We start from the raw sequence: 16,949 nt of genomic DNA, 5'->3' as shown, positions 1-16,949 counted from the left end.
GTCACGATGTTGCTTGGCGTGCGATCGCACCGGCTTGAAACGCTGCACAGTATTGCTGGTGGCCACCGGGGAAAACAATATTGAGGATCAATGGATCGCTATTGTCCTGTGGATCATTGGGGCCTTGGGTCACTGTGGGCATACCGTCCTGGGTTTCTACTTGGAGGGCTCGACGATTTTTGAGTTCGCCGCCGCTGCTGTCCACATAGACGACTAGATTGCCTCTATCAAAGGCCTGACCAATGTTTTGGATCAGTTGTAAGAAGTTGCGATCGCTGCCACCCCGTTTGAATATCACTGATCCATCCTCTTGTGCGACCGCCTGACTGGTTACCGTGTCCCCAACGCCAATCATCAGCGGCATATGGGCCGGATCAAAGTCCTGTTTGACTAAGGTCAGCATATCTTCCATTGTTCTAGGAGCCTGGCGAGCATTGAAACCAATACCCAGGGGATGCAGCCCCGTTTTCTGAAAGTAGTAGCGATTGAGTAAGGCCAGCACCCCCGCTTCTTTAATGGCACCCCGCAGCATAAATTGAAAATCTGTCGTGCCCGACGTGGTTTCATTCGCCCACCAGATGACTTCATTGCCCTGGTCATCCTGCCCTAGATTGGGCGCATAGTGAACAAAAAAAGCATCCTCTAAACCCTGTTGCCTGGCATCGGCCAATAGGGCCTCAGTTAATGACTGCATCTGACCCTGTAGCTGTCGATAGAGGGCAGGATTATTGAGGGTTTCATAAAACGTGTTGAGATTTACGGTGGGAGACGCCCCATTGTCTAGCACCGAGGCATTGATGCAGTGAGTTACCGTTGCGGGTGATAGGCCATGGTCAACGGTTTCTAAAAACTCCCGTAATGCGGTTTCAATGCATTGGGGAATTGACTTAAGAAAGGTCAACTCAGCCTCGCTCACACCAGGATGGGTTAACTGACCGCAGCGATCCTGCCACTGGATGCCCCCGGCCGCTAGACCTGGTAGATGTCGGTTACCGATTTCTTCCCCTAGAGAGTTAGCGACGATCCTATTTACGCCAAGTTTCCCGATATGTTCCCCATTAGTTAGAACAAAGAAGTGGCCATCATAGGCGGTTACGGCTTCCACATAGGCTGGATCAATGTGGCGATTGAGGGGATCTTTAACTAAGCCCATACAGACGCCATCTAGATCCTGAATAATCAGCAGGTTTTCAGTGTTGGCAAGCACCTGGCTCAAGGCTGGGTGATCCAGCGAAAAGGCTTGCTGGTGTAACTGTGGAGCAAGTTCAGAACGGGGGTTCGTCATGGGACCTTTGTTAAGAGACGTAGCCATTTCCGTGAAAATACCGTAACACTCGTTACGATATCGGCTACTATGGCTTTTGCAGTAGCGAGTCAGTGGTGAGGGCTCGATCTATGGCTACAATTTATACTCTGCATCCAGAGTCGCCTCAATCTTTCAAGATCGATAAAATTCGCAAGCAACTCCAAAGCGGTGCAATTATGCTATACGCCACGGATACGGTGTATGCCATTGGCTGTGACTTGCAATCGAAAGATGCGATTAAGCGAGTGCGGCAGCTGAAAAATTTATCTAACGATAAGCCGCTGACGTTTTTGTGTTCGTCGCTGTCGAATATTGCGGAATATGCCTATGTGAGTGATTGGGCCTATCGGACCATGCGGTCTTTAGTGCCCGGTCCCTATACATTCATTTTGCCTGCGACGAAGCTAGTGCCCAAGCTGGTGATGAACCCGAAACGAAAGACGACGGGGATTCGGGTGCCAGATAGTTCGGTCTGTCATGCACTGCTGGAAAGTCTGGGGAATCCGATTATTTCCACCTCGGCTCATACAGGGGATATGGATGAGGCCTATTTCTCTCGGTATGAGTTATTTGATGCGTTAGAAAAGCAGGTGGACATCATTATTGATAGTGAGGCGGACCCTAGTTATTTGTCGTCTACTATTTTGGATATGACTGAAGATGAGCCCGTCATTATCCGTAAGGGGTTAGGGTTTGATGCTGTGGAAAATTTCTCAGTAGCGGATATGGGATAAGGGCCATTACTTGCATGGAGCTGGAACATCCTGCGCATGAGCGGTCCTTAGACCCCTGTTTTGTAATAGGTGAAATTCCTTGGGTGCGAAGCAGGATGGCCAACTCTTTTGTGAGACTGTTCGCGATCGCGACATAGAGCCAACCAGCCTGAATATTGCTGCTCCTCGGGTGAAGTTAACCTTTAAAACCATGGCATGGCGACAAAAAAAAGACTGCCGGTTTGCACCGCGCAGTCTATCATTGGCTTTCAGAATCAAAGAGACCGATCGTACTGGCAGCTAACTTCTGTCTCGGGGAAGATCGCTGACGTGCTCGTTGCGCACATTTCTAGAATAGTCAGTAACGCTAAGGGTTGGATAAATCACGGATGAAGAAATCCGTACTCCGTGTGTATCGTGTGTGAAAACCTCTGGGGGATAGCTTCTGATACTGGGGATTATGGACTTGAGTACTGGAACATGGGCGAGTCTGGGCGAGAACTACCCTCAGGCGTGGCTGATGGGTTTTAAGAACTGCGCCACCCGACCCATTTGTTTGTTTGCATGAATGTCTGAGTATAGGGCTAATGCCTGTTGCCAATGTTGGGTGGCAATCTCAGGTTTATGCAGCATGATTTGGCTGTGACCTAGCTCTACATAGGCATTGGCCAAGTCACATTTAGCCCCAATGCTATTGAATAGATCAATTGATTGGGTGTGGTACTCCAGGGCAAGGTCCAGCTGTTGACGTTGGCGGGCGATGGTGGCCAACCCCGTTAGGGCCTGTGCTTTGACCTGGAGATAATGACCGGCTTCAGCAAAGGTAAGGGCTTGCTGGTATAGGGCTTCGGCTTGGGATGTATGGCCTAGGTGACCATAGGTCTGGCCTAATAGTTGAATAAAATAGGCCAGTCGACCGGATGTTTGGTGCTGGTGGGTAAAGGTGTTTAAGCAGCTATGGGCTAACTCCTGGGCATGGTCAGCTTGATTTTGATAGGCGTAGGTGAGGGCTAGGGCCACGGTGGCTTTGTCGGCCCAAGCCTGGTGGGGGGTTGCTTGTCCAAGGTCAATGACCGATCTAAAAGCTGCTTTGGCCTGGTCTAACTCCCACAGGTCCATGGCATAAAGCCCCAGACTCAACCGTGAGTCGATGTTGAGCATCTGGAGATAGTAGTGGTTGAGATGGTCGGTGGGATTGAGGGTGGCTAGATGCTTTTGGGTGGTTGCGATCGCATCCTGCTGACAGTCAATCGCCTGGTTAATCTCCCCAGTAATCCAATAAATATCTCCCAAAATATTCCGCAGTTCACTCACCTGGGGTAGCGGCTCGGCCTCAGATTCGAGGTGGGATAGCACCTCCAGAATGAGGGTACTGACCGGTTGCAACAACCCCATGCGATAAAGGCTGCTGGCCAAGGGCAAAAACTGTTGCCACTGATTATGGCGGCTCTGTAACAACACCTGGGCGGCGGCCCGATACTCACCAATGGCAACCTGGTGATAATAGGCCTCTAGAGCTTGCTGAGCATCGGCCAAGGATGTCAGTAATTGAATGCTGTTGGTCCAATGGTTGGCAGCGACTTGATTGGCCTCGTACCATAGCCCACTGTGTCTGAGCCGTTCAATGGCCACAGTCCGAATCACTGGATGTAGCCAATATTGACCATTTTCCACTTCAATTAGGGAGCGGTTGCGCAGGGAGGCAATGGCCCGCTGCCCATCCGGTTGTTGGCATTGGGCTAAGATGGCGGATAACGAAAGTTTGGCGATGGTCTGATAGCGATAACAACCCAGACGACAGAGAAGTTGATAGGCAATGGGGTCCAGGTGTTGTAGTCGATCAATCTGACTAATGACCAGGTTTTTTAGATCAATTTCCGCTAAGGGATCGGCCTGGTAGGCTCGCCAGTAAGCGCCTAAATCACCATCAAAGTCTGTTTGTATTGTACTGCACAAAATTTCCATGGCTTTGGCGTTGCCGCCATAGGTCCGATGTAAGCATTTTAAAATCTCATCGGCCTTTGGCAAACGTAGCTGGTGATAGGTAAAGCACTGTTGCCAATCTGTTAGGGTGAGCCGGGGTAATCGATAGTGATGAGCTTTAATACCCGGCTCACAGAGGCGATCGCGGCTGGTGATCAAGGTTGTTGTCTTAACTGAAAGATCTGACAACAGTTTTAATAGCTCTCCATAATGACGCGCTTCTTTGACAAACTGCCCATTGCCATCCAAGGCTGGTTCCAGGTTATCAATCAGAATGCCGATGCGTTGTTGTTTTAGGTGACGTTTTAATCGACTGAGGCTGATGCTCACGTCTTGGCCTGGTTCGTCATTGAGATCCTGCCGTAGCCACTCATCGAGAATATGTTCAACCGCCGTCAGGTTGGAGGTTTCTTGGGCAATCCGCCATTCCAAGACCAGATCAAAGGGGGCGTGGCGTAGATAATTTTGGGCTAGGGTGGTTTTGCCAAGGCCGCCTTCCCCTTGAATGATAATGATTTTGTGGCCCTGACTGTCCAGGGATTGCAGCGTCTCCATGGCCTCATGTCGGCCCAGAAAATGGGGATTGATGACTGGGGGAGTCGTTTTGGGTGCCAGTGTTTGGGCCGGTTTGGTAATGCTGGCAGGATGAATGCGGGGCCAAGCGGGCCATGTTTCCTCGGCCACATGCACCATTTTGCGCTTGGCTCGTTTCAGCCAGTACACCGAGCGTGAGCGGTAGTTGCCCTTGGTAATGCGCTCCCCTAATACATCGGAGAGCAAACGCCATAGCTGGGAGGCGACATCTTTGATGTGGCCTTCACTGTAGCCAGCGATGGTTGCGATCGCACGATAGGTTTTCCCTCCCCACACCTGCTGCAAAATACAACATTGCAGATCGCTGAGATGCTGCCCTGTTTTCTCATAGAGCAGAGAATCTGTAAATTCGATTGCAGTATCAACACCCATCGGCCATGGTCAATGGTTTTCTTCACACTGACAGACTACCGTCACAGTTAGGAGGATTGCGCATCAGATATCCCGACTTTTTCAGACCTTTAAATTCGGACCCTTCCCTACAATCTCAGACAAAGAACCCGATAGGGTGTAATCAAGCAAAGGGGTAAACTAGTCTGACCTGTGTTGTAATCAAATGATATTGATGTAAATCCTTAGCTTGGTCCTCTATCATGGGTCCTTTCCAAAGGTTAGGGACGTCTCAAACTTAGGGACTTGGGGCACCCTTCTTATAGCGATGGGCTCATTCAGGGCCGATATTTTAATTTTTCAGTGAACTGATTGCCGTGGGCTGTGTAACAGCACCGTTCGTGCAATTCACGTTGAATGCATATTTGGAGCACTTATCTGTAATTATGACTACCCAAACTCTGCAAACTTTACCATCTGATCTGGATCCCCGTGGGCTACCTAATCATATTGCCGTGATTATGGATGGCAATGGCCGCTGGGCTCAGAGCCATGGTCTGCCAAGGATTGAAGGCCATCGTCGCGGAGCTAACGTACTCAAGGATTTGCTGCGCTGTTGCAAGGATTGGGGAATTGGGGCGTTGACGGCCTATGCCTTTTCCACCGAAAACTGGCGGCGTCCCCACGAGGAAGTCGATTTTCTGATGGTGTTGTTTGAGCGGTTACTGCGCAAGGAACTGTCGGAAATGCATCGAGAAGGGGTGCGCATTCGGTTTATTGGCGATTTATCGGGTTTACAACCTTCCCTCCGCCGTGAAATGGAACGTTCTATGGCCCAAACCCAGCATAATGATGCGGTGGAGTTTAATGTTGCCATCAACTATGGCAGCCGCCATGAGATCACCCAGGCCTGTCGCTCGGTGGCTGAGCGAGTAGAACGGGGAGAGCTTTCCGCTGATTCCATTACCGAAGAACTGTTAGAACGTCATCTCTATACGGCGGGCAGCAGCGATCCAGATCTACTGATTCGCACCAGCGGTGAGCAGCGGTTGAGCAATTTTCTGCTGTGGCAAATGGCCTATGCTGAAATGTATTTTACCGATGTATTTTGGCCCCAGTTCGATCGCCATCAGTTTCACCAGGCTCTGCTGGCCTTTCAAGCACGCGATCGTCGGTTTGGAGCATTGTCTGAGCCAGTGAAGGCGGAGGCCCTGACCGCTTAGGTTGCATTTCTGAGGATGGAGTTTTGCAGTTTGAGTGGTGCCCTTAACTCAAACTGCAAAACCTCAGACTTCAAACCTGAGACTGCCAAATTATGGATTCACGGCGGCAAAGACGGCTGAATAGTCTTGATCTGCCAGACCTTGTTCAACTGCTCGTTGAACAAGCTGGGCGACGGCTTGGGCCACGTCGGCGTTGAAGCTGTCGGCCGATTGCACAAACAGGTCCATATCCTTTAACAGGTGCTTAGTGGGGAAATTGGGATGGGCGAAGTTGCGATCGCACATCCGCCCCAGCTTTTTGTCAAAGGTCGGGGCGTAGAGGGCACTTTGGCGGACAATGCCCATAAATGCCTCAATGTCGATGGCCTCCTGTTGCACCAGGCTTAAACTCATGGCAAAGGCGGTGGTGAGGGTTCCAATTAGCTGGTTCATGGCCAGTTTGACACCACTACCTGCCCCCACTGGCCCCATTAACTTGGGTTCGGGGCCGAAACAGGCCAAAACCGCTTTCCACTGGTTAAACTGCTCAGGGGTGGCCCCCGCCATGACAATCAACGTTCCGGCTTGGGCTTCGGGAATGCTGCCTAGGACAGGGGCTTCTAGATATTCACCCCCAGCTGTTTGCACGGCTGCGGCAATGGCTTTACTCTCCTGGGGGGCGATGGTCCCCATCTGGAGAATGGTTTTGCCCTCTAGCTTAGGGATCGCCTCTGGGCTCAGGACAGTGGATTGGATTGCCTCAGCATTGGTGAGCATCAGGATGACTAGCTGGGAGGCTGCGATCGCAGCAACCGGGGTGTCCGCCTGCTGGATGCCCTCGGCCACCAGAGCCTGGAGCTTTTCAGGGCTACGATTCCAGCCGTGGACCTGATATCCAGCCATCTGTAGTCGCTTTGCCATGGGTGCGCCCATGAGACCTGTGCCGAGAAAACCAATGTCCACGTATTATTTACCCTGGGTTACGATGTTGAACCACGATATTTTGCCACGATGTTGGGATGGCAGCTGTCCTGGGGTCACCCGATGAACTTGTAAAACTAATTGGCGAGAACGTCGTTGCCGATTAGTTTAGTGGCCCGTCGTGTTCGTCTACGCCCGTTTCGTCGGGGAAAAAACTTGCCTACATTCAGCTGCAGTGACATAACCGTACGTCTACATCTTAATATGTCTAACTTCTATGTCTAACTTCTATCGTTTTCGTCGTATGAACCGTCAATTTTTAGCCCTGAGTACCTTAGTCTGTCTGGGGTTGACTAGTTGTACGCCCAGGGAAGACTGTGCCTTCCTCAATGGAGCGCTGGCCGACGGAAATTCACTCATTCAGGAACTTTACGAAGGCAACCGGGGTGGTCCGGGCTATAACCAGGGTATTGAACGCCAGGCGGGCCGAGTGTACTTTGATATATCCCAGGTGATTGATAGTCTACAGCTTTCAGATCAACGGTTAAAAGCTATCCAAATTAGTTTGGTGGAGGCCTATCAGCAAGCCTCAGACAATCGATACCAGGCCGCCGATCTGATCGCCAATAATCCCCAGCCGAGCGATCAGGTTGAAGCTGACATTCGTCAGCTTCAACTAGACTCCGAGGAGAATATTGGTAGCATCACAATCACCCTACGTAAGCGATGCCCATTGCGCTAGGGCGCTGGCGGTCTGGCGGTGGGTTTTGCGTGTTTTCCCCTGGTACGCCAGATTAGCCTGCGGTGGGTTCTAGCATTTTGATATTAGTGAATAGAAATTCCATGTCACCTTCCTCGGCGGATGCGATCGCACGCCGAGTCAGGACATGGTAGTCATCGACTTGGCCATACTCATCGGTAAACTGGCTATGCCCCTTCTTCTGTTCGCCTGTTTTAGGGTCGTGGTAGACCGAATCGTACGTATGGGATAGGTAACCGGCCCCTGTATCGTGGGTACTAAAGGTATTGATGGTGACAACGACACCGTGGATGTGACGATGCACCAGAACCACCTCATCATTGAGAACCTTATATTTATCCCCCGTGGATTTACCCTCAACCAAAATTTCCACCGCCCCCCGAGCATCGGTTTCCCCTAGGGCAAAAACATTTTTGGCATGGGTCTCTTCAAATTCGCGACGCACTCGGTGAATAGCCACCTCCCAAAGCTGACCCTTGATTAGCTTCAGCACAGCTTCATCCTCAATCCCAATGACTTCTGCTGAAAGATCGGGGTTGACCTTGGCTTGACCCACATGGGTCTTGTCACCCTGCCTAAATTCCACATCCGTAGTGTAGCCAGGGAAATTACTATCCCAGGTATAGCGGTTTTCATAGGCGGCACGCATTATATCGCGCGCAGAAAGCTGTACGGCACTCATGGGCATTTATGTGATTTACATCTACCCTTTACTTTAGTCAGTTTTCTATCCCTTGGGCAGATAGATCTGGCGTGAGCCCATCGAGAAGTAATGACTCAGCGATATTACTCAGCGGGTGGGCCCCACAGTTCTGCCAAACGCTGATCTCGCCCACAGCCAAACCGATAGAGGCGATAGCGGGCTGGATGGGTTTGATAATAATTCTGGTGGTAGTCCTCCGCCGAGTAAAATTCTGCTGCTGGCAGAATATCCGTGGCAATGGGCTTAGCAAACTGATCGGCAACCAACTGTTTAGAGTCTTCAGCTAGCTGGCGCTGAGTCTCATCATGGTAGAAAACGATGGAGCGATATTGACTACCCTGATCACAAAACTGACCTTGTCCGTCCAGAGGGTCCACGTTATGCCAAAACGTATCTAACAAGGTTTCGTAGCTGACTACCTCGGTGTCATACTCCACCTGTACCACCTCTGCATGGCCTGTAGTCCCTGAGGAAACCTGGCGATAGCTAGGAGAGGCCACTGTACCCCCCATGTAGCCCGAGGTAGTATCCGTAACCCCCGGTAACTCATCAAAGGGATGTTCCATACACCAAAAACAGCCCCCAGCAAATGTGGCCTGAGCCTGGGCTGCCATGGCGGCGGTGGGTGCCAGCAAGCATAGGCCAAGGGCCGTCACTAAACTAACCAGTACCTTTTTTAAGGGCCAGCCTAGGGGCCAAGTTTTAAGCCAATTGACGATAGCAGCTGTCAAATTCACTGGTTAGAAATCCCTATATCGACGGCAACACAAAGGCTCCTAGACCAAAGGCCAAAGCCGCTAGCAGCCAATAGTCAATGTACCGTTTGATTATAGGGCTGATTTGATGGCCCATAGTTTAGATCTCCTATCTCCGTGGCTAACCGACCTCGATTGTCGCAGGTTGTCGAAACCTTGCAAACACAGTTTCAGGGTTCACTGATTTTCCCCAACATTCAACCTATCATTGGGGTTGTCCGGTCAAAGGGAATGCTTGCGTAATCATAATGCCTGATGTCATTGGATTAGCTAATTGGGTGATAGAGAGTTGGCTAAGTTCAGACTAGGGATAGTTGCGGTTAAAATCGAGAATTTGGGATGTAATGGCTAAACGCTCCACCCCTGTGCGACCCCATTGTTGGGGTAATAGCGGACTAATGGCGTTGCCTGATGTCGGGCCCATCGGGGGAGGACTTAACTGTGCTGTAGTGCTAGGGGTTTTTCTGATACGCCAGGATGCAGCTAACTGGTGCCGCACCAATGAGACCGTCATCCCCGCCATCACCGCTAAGGGTAGTAATACAGCGACGCCTCGGGTTTGCCAGCGTCGGTAGGTGCTGATTCGTTGACTGACCTGGACAAATCTTTGGGCCAGGGTTGAAAGATCTTCTAAATGGGTCTCTAAAAACTGCTCGGCATCCTTCATATATTGCTGCCCCAGTAGGTATTCAGAGCATGTGAGTTCCCCGCGCTGATACCATATCCAGGCTCGAGTTTCGAGATCCCGCCTTTGTCGCAGGATCGTTCGACTAGTTTGTAACCACTGACGCAATAGGTGCCAATCTGATACCAAGGACTTATGAGCCAGGGTAATGGTTTCCTCTGATTTTACCGTTGATTTTGTCGCTGATGTGGGGCTCTGGGCCACAAGCCATCGCTGAACATCTGCCTTTGCCTGCCCTTGAGTTTCCCAGACTGTCCCTACCATGAGCTGATTGTCAGTTTGGGGGGGCAATTGGGGCTGATCGACCACCACCAGCCCAGCTTTTACTAGCTTCTGTAGAATCTGATCAATTAAACTTTGCGAAAATCGTTGGTTGATCAGTTCGAATTTACGAACCTGACGCTCCTGATCAAAACGGCCTTCACCTAAATCACAGAGAGAGAGAAATATCCGCTGGACTACGTTTTGTTCATCCTGTGGCAATGACTCATACAGTGCTGTTGCTCTGTCGGTTAGCATGGTGGATATTCGGCCTAATTTCATGTAGCTATCTAGGGAGAGACAAGGTCCACCCTTGCCATATGGTACGGGAGAACGATGTTGCCATAATTCATGGAGAGTACTTTGCAATAATGCGAGTTCACCGGGGGCTCCAGTTAGGTCTAGAGTGAGATTGTGTATTAAGTAAGGATCGATGGTGAGGCCTAGTTTTTCAGCCGGTTTCTCAATCACATCTCGAATTTCCTGATAACTCATGGGAGTCATGACCACCCGATTTTTTTCGATTAAAGAGAACAGTTCACCATGGGTTAGTAAGTTGCCCATGGCATCTGAACGTAGGCCAATGATAATGCCTAGGTTGTGGGCAGGTCCTCGCAAGGCGGTGACTAATGCATTGATGAGTGCTGCTCGCTCTTGATGTAATTGAGGATCAGTAGTCGGCGTCAGGAGGTCTTCGAACTGATCGATGACGAGCCACATTTTTTTTGCATTCGGCTGTTGTATTAGTGCTGCTGTCACTAAGTTCGCTAGGCCGTCTGACCCCTGCCTGAGAAGGTTTTCTGCTTGTAATAACTGATGGGCGACTTCTATTTCTTGTTTCCCTAGGGTAAAGGCTGCTGCTAGATTCTTCAATGGCTGTGGGCCTAGAGGAACATAGCGCACTAGCCAATTTTCACTGCCTAGAATGTCATTACCTGCGGCTAGGCGGGGGATCAGGCCGGCTCTTAACAGGGATGTTTTACCATTGCCCGAGGCCCCTATGAGGGCACAAATATTGGTCTGCTGTAATGTCTGGAGTAATTCTTGGGTGAGAGTTTCTCGCCCAAAGTAATACTCAGCATGCTTTTCCTCAAACGGATGGGGGCCGAGGTAGGGGCAAAAGTTAAAGCTGTACTGTTTTAGACGGGAAATCAATGAGATGTTATCTAGCTGGGGCAGGGGGCGCTCTGACTGACGAGTGATAACAATTTCGCTTCCCCCTTGTTCAAAGAGAGGTTGTTGAATCTCATGGCTGAGTTGATTGGTGATGGCAGCCACTAAGTCAGTACTGGTGACTCGGCCACTCTCGGCTTGTTGAGGTAGTAAACTCGATAAGACTGCTTGGGTGAGAACACTGTAATCGCTACTTAGGGATTCATAGGCTTCTTCATATTCACGGGATGCTGCTATAAATAGGTAACTTTGACCATCACTCCCCTGCCATGCCTCATCCTTTAAAGAGAGAAACTCTCCACTGTGACAGCAATCTAAAATAATTAGAATCTGACGTACTGGACTATGCTTGATCAGGCGGCGTAGCCATGATAGCGATACTCCACTATTAGAGGTATTGGGCTGAGTGTCACTGGTTGCCAAATATCCTTCCCGTAGGCCCACTTCTCGCTGTAGACCATGACCGGAAAAATAGAAGAAGACAGTTTCAGGGATATGGTCGCCTTTGGGTAATAAAAGACGTACCAGACTATTTTCAAGCTGTTGAGTTGATACAGGTGTCTGTTGACCGATTTTAGGCCGTTGATTTTCAATGATTTCAGGCAGTCGCCGCACGCGGAAGTCGCCGTAGATTTCCAGCATGTTGGCCATTCCTTCGGCATCTTTAGCTGCCGCGTTTAGCCTTGGCAGGTTTTGGTATTGATTAATTCCTACAATCAGTGCATCTCGTGACATAACCAATCATCCTGTTCGGCATTTAGGCGGCCTCAATATTTTCTACTAGGTAAGGATAAGACTATTGGCTAGGATCTTCTATCTCTGCCGAGACAATAGAACTATCCCATAGACTACCTAGCTTAAAATTAGAAACCTTTTTCAGACAAATTCTCCAGGGCCTTATAAAGACTGATTAAATTTTGTTGTTATAGGGTCCTGGCAAATGAGTCTGTTTCCATACTCAACATATAGAAGTTTTCGCGGACATGCGAGGGGGGTGAAACCCTTGATAAATCGATATCAATGAGACTTAATGTGTTGATGCAAGGGGGCATCCATATATTCTCGTAGAAATGGGCTTAAGCCATCAAATATGATTGGTTTATAAATGTTGAATAATCTGTATATACACTCGATATTTCAACAAAAATCACTGAAAAAATCGGTATTTTCAAGGTTTATTTTGGTCGTAGGAGATAAAATGATTGAGCTAATTAATATTTTTTGATTTGTATCAGCCAATTGGCTGGTATTTTCCCACTAACTCTTCTGTAGTTCTACGGAAAATTCTGTTGAAATACTTCCGTAATGACCGTTACAGCCAATTGGCTGATGGAAATTCTGCTGATTCCTTGAGGTCAATTTTGAGCTGCTCAATACTACGTAAGGTAAGGTTTGTTACGCCAATAGCATTGTTTTTAATCCCGGAAAGTATGCAGAGTTTTCTGGTTGTCGGATTCCCAGCTTTGTGTATTTCTACCGTCAGCTCTCTGTATATTTCTGTTGGAGGTTACCTTGGGCTAGGTGTTTTATACCTAGAAGAGGAGGGCTAATATTATATTTACGGATGGCCTAGACGGTGGCGTATGAATTAGAGGCTTCATTCTATGTAAGTTCCGTCAACTTGGGGCCTGTATATGGTTAGTCCAGATGCTTAAGCATTGCCGTTGCTGAGTTAGGGGATGAATCGGTCTGTTAGAAATGATCTATAGACCGTCATCAGACCGTCATCAGACCGTCATCAGACCGGCATCTTGCAGGTAACGTTATTCTGAGGCTCCGCAACACCGAATCTTTTTTACTGTGGTTTGGCATTACTTCATCTGATCTGATCGATATCGCTTTGTTTCCTAGGGTGAGGAACAAATCGGTACAACAAATTTTCTATGGATATAACGACAGTAGACAGGGGGCTTGAAGCCTAGGAGGATACTTGGATGACCGGAAATATTTGAGGCTGAATTGACTGTGAACTGGCAGTTGATATAGGCCATAAATCTATGGGTTACTTGACCCGTTATGGCGCATAACTTTTTGGCACGGACCAACCTTGTGGGTGTGTAGGTGTGTGCTTTGCTTGAAATTTTAGAACTGGGAACTTCAGGGGCATATGTTCTTCAGGGCTAGGATGCTTGGGCCTGTCGAGAGCTGATGAGCCTAGATAGTAAGCGACTGAGGAACTCTGGGTCTGAAGGACTTTAGATAGCTCAGCGTCTGATGTGGTCGGTAAGCGGGGACTCCCTGACTATTTTTTGCAATTACATATTCACTATTAAGGCAAATTTCATATGTCACAAGAGATGCTGGAGGCTGCCATAGATGCAGTCAGAGATGGGCAGTTTCAAAAAGGGATTAGTGGACTTAATCGCGTTGCTTCCCAAGTGCGCCCACCCGATAAACTATATTATTCGGCAAATATTTGGTTAGTGCGTGCCTATAAAGAAAGTGGTCAGCTGCCTGCGGCCATTAGGTTATGTCGCCAACTAGCGACGAGCTCTCATCCTAGGGTACAGATTTGGGCTCAGCAGGCATTGCCGGTGTTACGCCAACCTGCCAATGTTTCTGGTAATCTCGATCTTTTCTAGGGGATTGCTAGGGGGCTCACCTCGCTTTTATCTTGAATGGCCTATGGTGCTGTGTATGCTGCTGACCTATAACCGATTGGATAACACCGATTGGGTAAACTAGGGTTTAAGCAGGTACACTGCATTAGCGCATTATTTAAGGATGGAGCGAGGGGCTGTCATGTATCTGTTGTCGGTTACCCTGACTAACTTTAAGGCTCATCGCGATCGCAACTTTGAGTTTCAGCTCGGGACCAATGCCATTTGTGGCGTTAACGGTGCCGGTAAAACCAGCATTCTAGAGGCGATTGCCTGGGTGTTGTTTAATCACCGTGGTAACTACAGGCAGGAGGATCTGATCCGCAATGGTAGCGGCAGTGCCCAGGCCAGGGTTGCCTTTGTGTCCAGCTACGATAGCCGCACCTATGAAGTAGAACGCTGCACCAGTCGTGGCTATACCCTGTTTGATCCGCAGTTGGGGGAGCGGCTCAACTATAGCCGCATTAAGGATGAGGTGGAGCCTTGGCTGCAGCAGCATCTGGGGGTGCCGCTGGGTACGGACCTAGGGCAGCTGTTTGCCAATACCATCGGGGTGCCCCAGGGCACATTCACCGTCGACTTTCTGCTAAGTCCTGAAAAGCGTAAGCCGATTTTTGACCGGGTGCTCAAGGTGGAAGAATACCGCCAGGTGCATAAAGATACCAATGGTCTGCGACGGTATGCGGAAGCCCAGGTAGAATTGCTCAAAAGCCAGCTTCAGCAGTATGGGGATCAACTGCAATCTTGGGATGAACTGCACACACGCCATGGCAGCATTGCCCAGGAGATTGCCACGGGGGAACAACAGCTGACGCGGTTGCAACAAGACCTGGCCCAGTTAGAGGGCCAAAAACAATCCTTAGCTGCCCAAACTCAACACATACAGACTCTGCAGCAGCAGCAACAACAATTAGCTATACAGCTAGAGGCAAAACAACAGGCTTACCAAGCCATGGAGCAGGGGCGGTTGCGATCGCAACAAGCAACGGAACTCTGTGAGGCCCATGCCACGGTCCATCGCTGTTTTTTAGATGTGGAAAATGTCCTGAAAACCCTGACCCAGAAAAATCAGCAGCGTCAACAACTGTTACAGCAACAGCAGCAGCAGCAACGCAGCCTAGATCAACAGGCCACCACCATGGCTCGTCTCCAGGTCCAACTGGAGCAACGGGATTTGTGCCAAAAGCAGATTGCCGATTTAGCCGCGTCCTGTGACCAACAAGATCAGTTTATGGCTGAACATCGTGAGTTGTCCCAGCAACAACAGGTGCTCGCTGAGCTTAAGGTACGTCGTCAAAGCTGTCAGGATAGGTTGACTCGGCTGCAGCGAGATAGTCAACAATCCGAGCGGGATCTCCAAGCCCTGGATGCTTTACAAAGCAGTGTGCACAGCATTCCTTCCTTGGAACAGCAGCAGCAGCGCTGGCAACAGCAGCTGAGTCGGGTGGAGGCGGCCCAACAGTTTGAAACGGAGCTACACCAGCTAGTTACGAGCCATCGCACCCAGGCCACGGACTATGACCAGCAGGTAACGGCGGCCTTGGCGGCCCTGGGTGAGCTGCAACAAAGTCTGCCCCTGTTGTCCAATAGCGTGATTGAGCAGCTGCAAACTGCGATCTCAACCGGCCAAACCCTTAGTCAAACAACCTTGTCCGCCTTGGAGAGTATTTTGGGGGATCTGTCCGCCCAAGTGGATACCGCCCAGCTCAAACGCAATTTGCAACAAGGTCAGGCTGAGCTCACCAAGGCCTATGGGGATCGGTCGCAGCTGGCTAATCGAGACCGACTGCAGCAACAGCAAACTGAGCTCACTACCCAGCAGAAAGCTTTGCAGACCGAGATTGACCAGCTGGACCAGCAGTTGACCCAAACAGAGGCCCTCGTTCAGCGGCTGGGGGAACTTGAGGAGGCCATGGCTGGGTTGGGTGATCCTAAGGGGCGGCGTCAAGTCCTGACCGAGCAGCTGCAAACCATGGCCCATGGGGCGGCTGAGTACGAGCGCCTGCAAATTCAGCGCCAAACCCTAGAAACCGCCCTAGCAAAACTCACTAGCCAGCTGGCTAACTTTGCTGATCTGGAGGCAGAGATTGCCCAACAGCAGCAGCTAAGGCAGGACTATCAGCCTGGCTACCTGATTTATGTGCAGAATGAAAACGATGCCCAGAAATTAGCCCAGCTGAGTAGCGAGTTGATGACGGTGGCCCAGGTAATGGCAGATCTCACACAGCGGCAGACAGAACTGAAGGCTGAGCTGACAAAACTTACGGCTGATTTTGATCCAACCCTGTTGCAGGGGGTGGAAAAACGATATGGGGAGATTAAGTCTCAGTGCGATCGCATCACCGGCAGCCTCCCCCAACAACGCAAGCTCCAGGCTGAACTGACCAGCCAGATTAACGCTCTGAAGCAAGTGGCGGAAAAACAGGCCCAGGCCCAGATTGACATCAAACAAAAAGAACGGGTCAAACGCTTTATTAACTTTGCCCGCAAGGCCTATAAAGAAGCGGGACCGCGCATTACCGAACGCTATGTGCAGGGGATTTCCCAAGAGGCCGATCGGCTATTTCGGGAGCTGCTGAATCGGTCTAATGTGGCCCTAGAGTGGACCCGGGACTATGAAATTTTGGTGCAAGAGGGGGGCCATACTCGACGGTTTATGAATCTATCGGGGGGGGAGCAAATGTGCGCTGCCCTGGCGGTTCGCTTGGCTTTGCTGAAGGTTTTAGCCGATATTGATATTGCCTTTTTTGATGAGCCCACTACCAATATGGACCGTCCTCGTCGAGAGAGTCTGGCGGAAGCTATCGCCCGTCTGAAAACCTTTAAACAGCTGTTTGTGATCAGCCATGATGACACCTTCGAAAAAGTGACAGAGAACGTGATTATGGTGGAGAGAGAAGACTAATTTCACTGCAAGGGCGATGGTCTAGAAAGGACTTTGCCCCCAGCAGGAGCGCTTTAAA

General features: G+C 50.0%; 11 protein-coding genes. 5 read left to right on the top strand and 6 right to left on the bottom strand.

The genetic code is table 11. The features are described from left to right. Position 1: 1 nt before the first annotated feature. Positions 2-1,285 carry a glucosylglycerol 3-phosphatase gene (stpA, locus tag VB741_RS00630; protein ID WP_323363195.1) on the bottom strand — a complete coding sequence of 428 codons (1,284 nt, stop codon included), beginning with the start codon at positions 1,283-1,285 and terminating at the stop codon, positions 2-4. 110 nt (positions 1,286-1,395) lie between these two features. On the opposite strand from stpA, the gene VB741_RS00625 reads away from it, so the two are divergent. Beyond that, entirely contained in the window at positions 1,396-2,040 is a 645-nt protein-coding gene (locus tag VB741_RS00625) for an L-threonylcarbamoyladenylate synthase (RefSeq protein WP_323363194.1), read from the top strand. 79 nt (positions 2,041-2,119) lie between these two features. After that, positions 2,120-2,323: a hypothetical protein gene (locus tag VB741_RS00620; RefSeq protein ID WP_323363193.1), complete on the top strand. Its 204-nt coding sequence runs from the start codon at positions 2,120-2,122 to the stop codon at positions 2,321-2,323. Between the two features lie 203 nt (positions 2,324-2,526). Here the strand turns inward: VB741_RS00620 and VB741_RS00615 are convergent, their stop codons facing one another. Then, positions 2,527-4,968, bottom strand: coding sequence for an AAA family ATPase (locus tag VB741_RS00615; RefSeq protein ID WP_323363192.1), 2,442 nt, complete (start codon positions 4,966-4,968; stop codon positions 2,527-2,529). 404 nt (positions 4,969-5,372) lie between these two features. On the opposite strand from VB741_RS00615, the gene uppS reads away from it, so the two are divergent. Further along, a complete protein-coding gene (gene uppS / locus VB741_RS00610; protein WP_323363191.1) occupies positions 5,373-6,149 on the top strand; it encodes a polyprenyl diphosphate synthase in 777 nt (258 codons plus the stop codon). 90 nt (positions 6,150-6,239) lie between these two features. On the opposite strand, the gene VB741_RS00605 is transcribed toward uppS, so the two are convergent. After that, complete coding sequence (locus VB741_RS00605; RefSeq protein ID WP_323363190.1) at positions 6,240-7,091, bottom strand: NAD(P)-dependent oxidoreductase; 852 nt, start codon at positions 7,089-7,091, stop codon at positions 6,240-6,242. Between the two features lie 235 nt (positions 7,092-7,326). On the opposite strand from VB741_RS00605, the gene VB741_RS00600 reads away from it, so the two are divergent. Next, positions 7,327-7,791 carry a hypothetical protein gene (locus VB741_RS00600; RefSeq protein WP_323363189.1) on the top strand — a complete coding sequence of 155 codons (465 nt, stop codon included), beginning with the start codon at positions 7,327-7,329 and terminating at the stop codon, positions 7,789-7,791. A gap of 52 nt (positions 7,792-7,843) precedes the next feature. Here VB741_RS00600 and VB741_RS00595 read toward each other — a convergent pair whose 3' ends face one another. The 3 genes from VB741_RS00595 to VB741_RS00585 all read right to left on the bottom strand — a co-directional run bounded on the left by VB741_RS00595 (position 7,844) and on the right by VB741_RS00585 (position 12,121). Then, positions 7,844-8,491: a DUF3386 domain-containing protein gene (locus VB741_RS00595; protein ID WP_323363188.1), complete on the bottom strand. Its 648-nt coding sequence runs from the start codon at positions 8,489-8,491 to the stop codon at positions 7,844-7,846. A gap of 104 nt (positions 8,492-8,595) precedes the next feature. Beyond that, positions 8,596-9,168, bottom strand: coding sequence for a peptide-methionine (S)-S-oxide reductase MsrA (gene msrA, locus VB741_RS00590; RefSeq protein WP_442786261.1), 573 nt, complete (start codon positions 9,166-9,168; stop codon positions 8,596-8,598). Positions 9,169-9,571: 403 nt separating this feature from the next. Continuing rightward, entirely contained in the window at positions 9,572-12,121 is a 2,550-nt protein-coding gene (locus VB741_RS00585) for a caspase family protein (RefSeq protein ID WP_323363186.1), read from the bottom strand. Between the two features lie 2,007 nt (positions 12,122-14,128). Here VB741_RS00585 and VB741_RS00580 point away from each other — a divergent pair. Further along, a complete protein-coding gene (locus VB741_RS00580; protein WP_323363185.1) occupies positions 14,129-16,891 on the top strand; it encodes an SMC family ATPase in 2,763 nt (920 codons plus the stop codon). Positions 16,892-16,949 lie beyond the last annotated feature (58 nt).

It is taken from the genome of Leptothoe sp. PORK10 BA2, assembly GCF_034932105.1.
Classification (GTDB): domain Bacteria; phylum Cyanobacteriota; class Cyanobacteriia; order Phormidesmidales; family Phormidesmidaceae; genus Leptothoe.
Note: the sequence above shows the minus strand (reverse complement) of the source record. Positions and strands in the feature narration are given on the sequence as shown.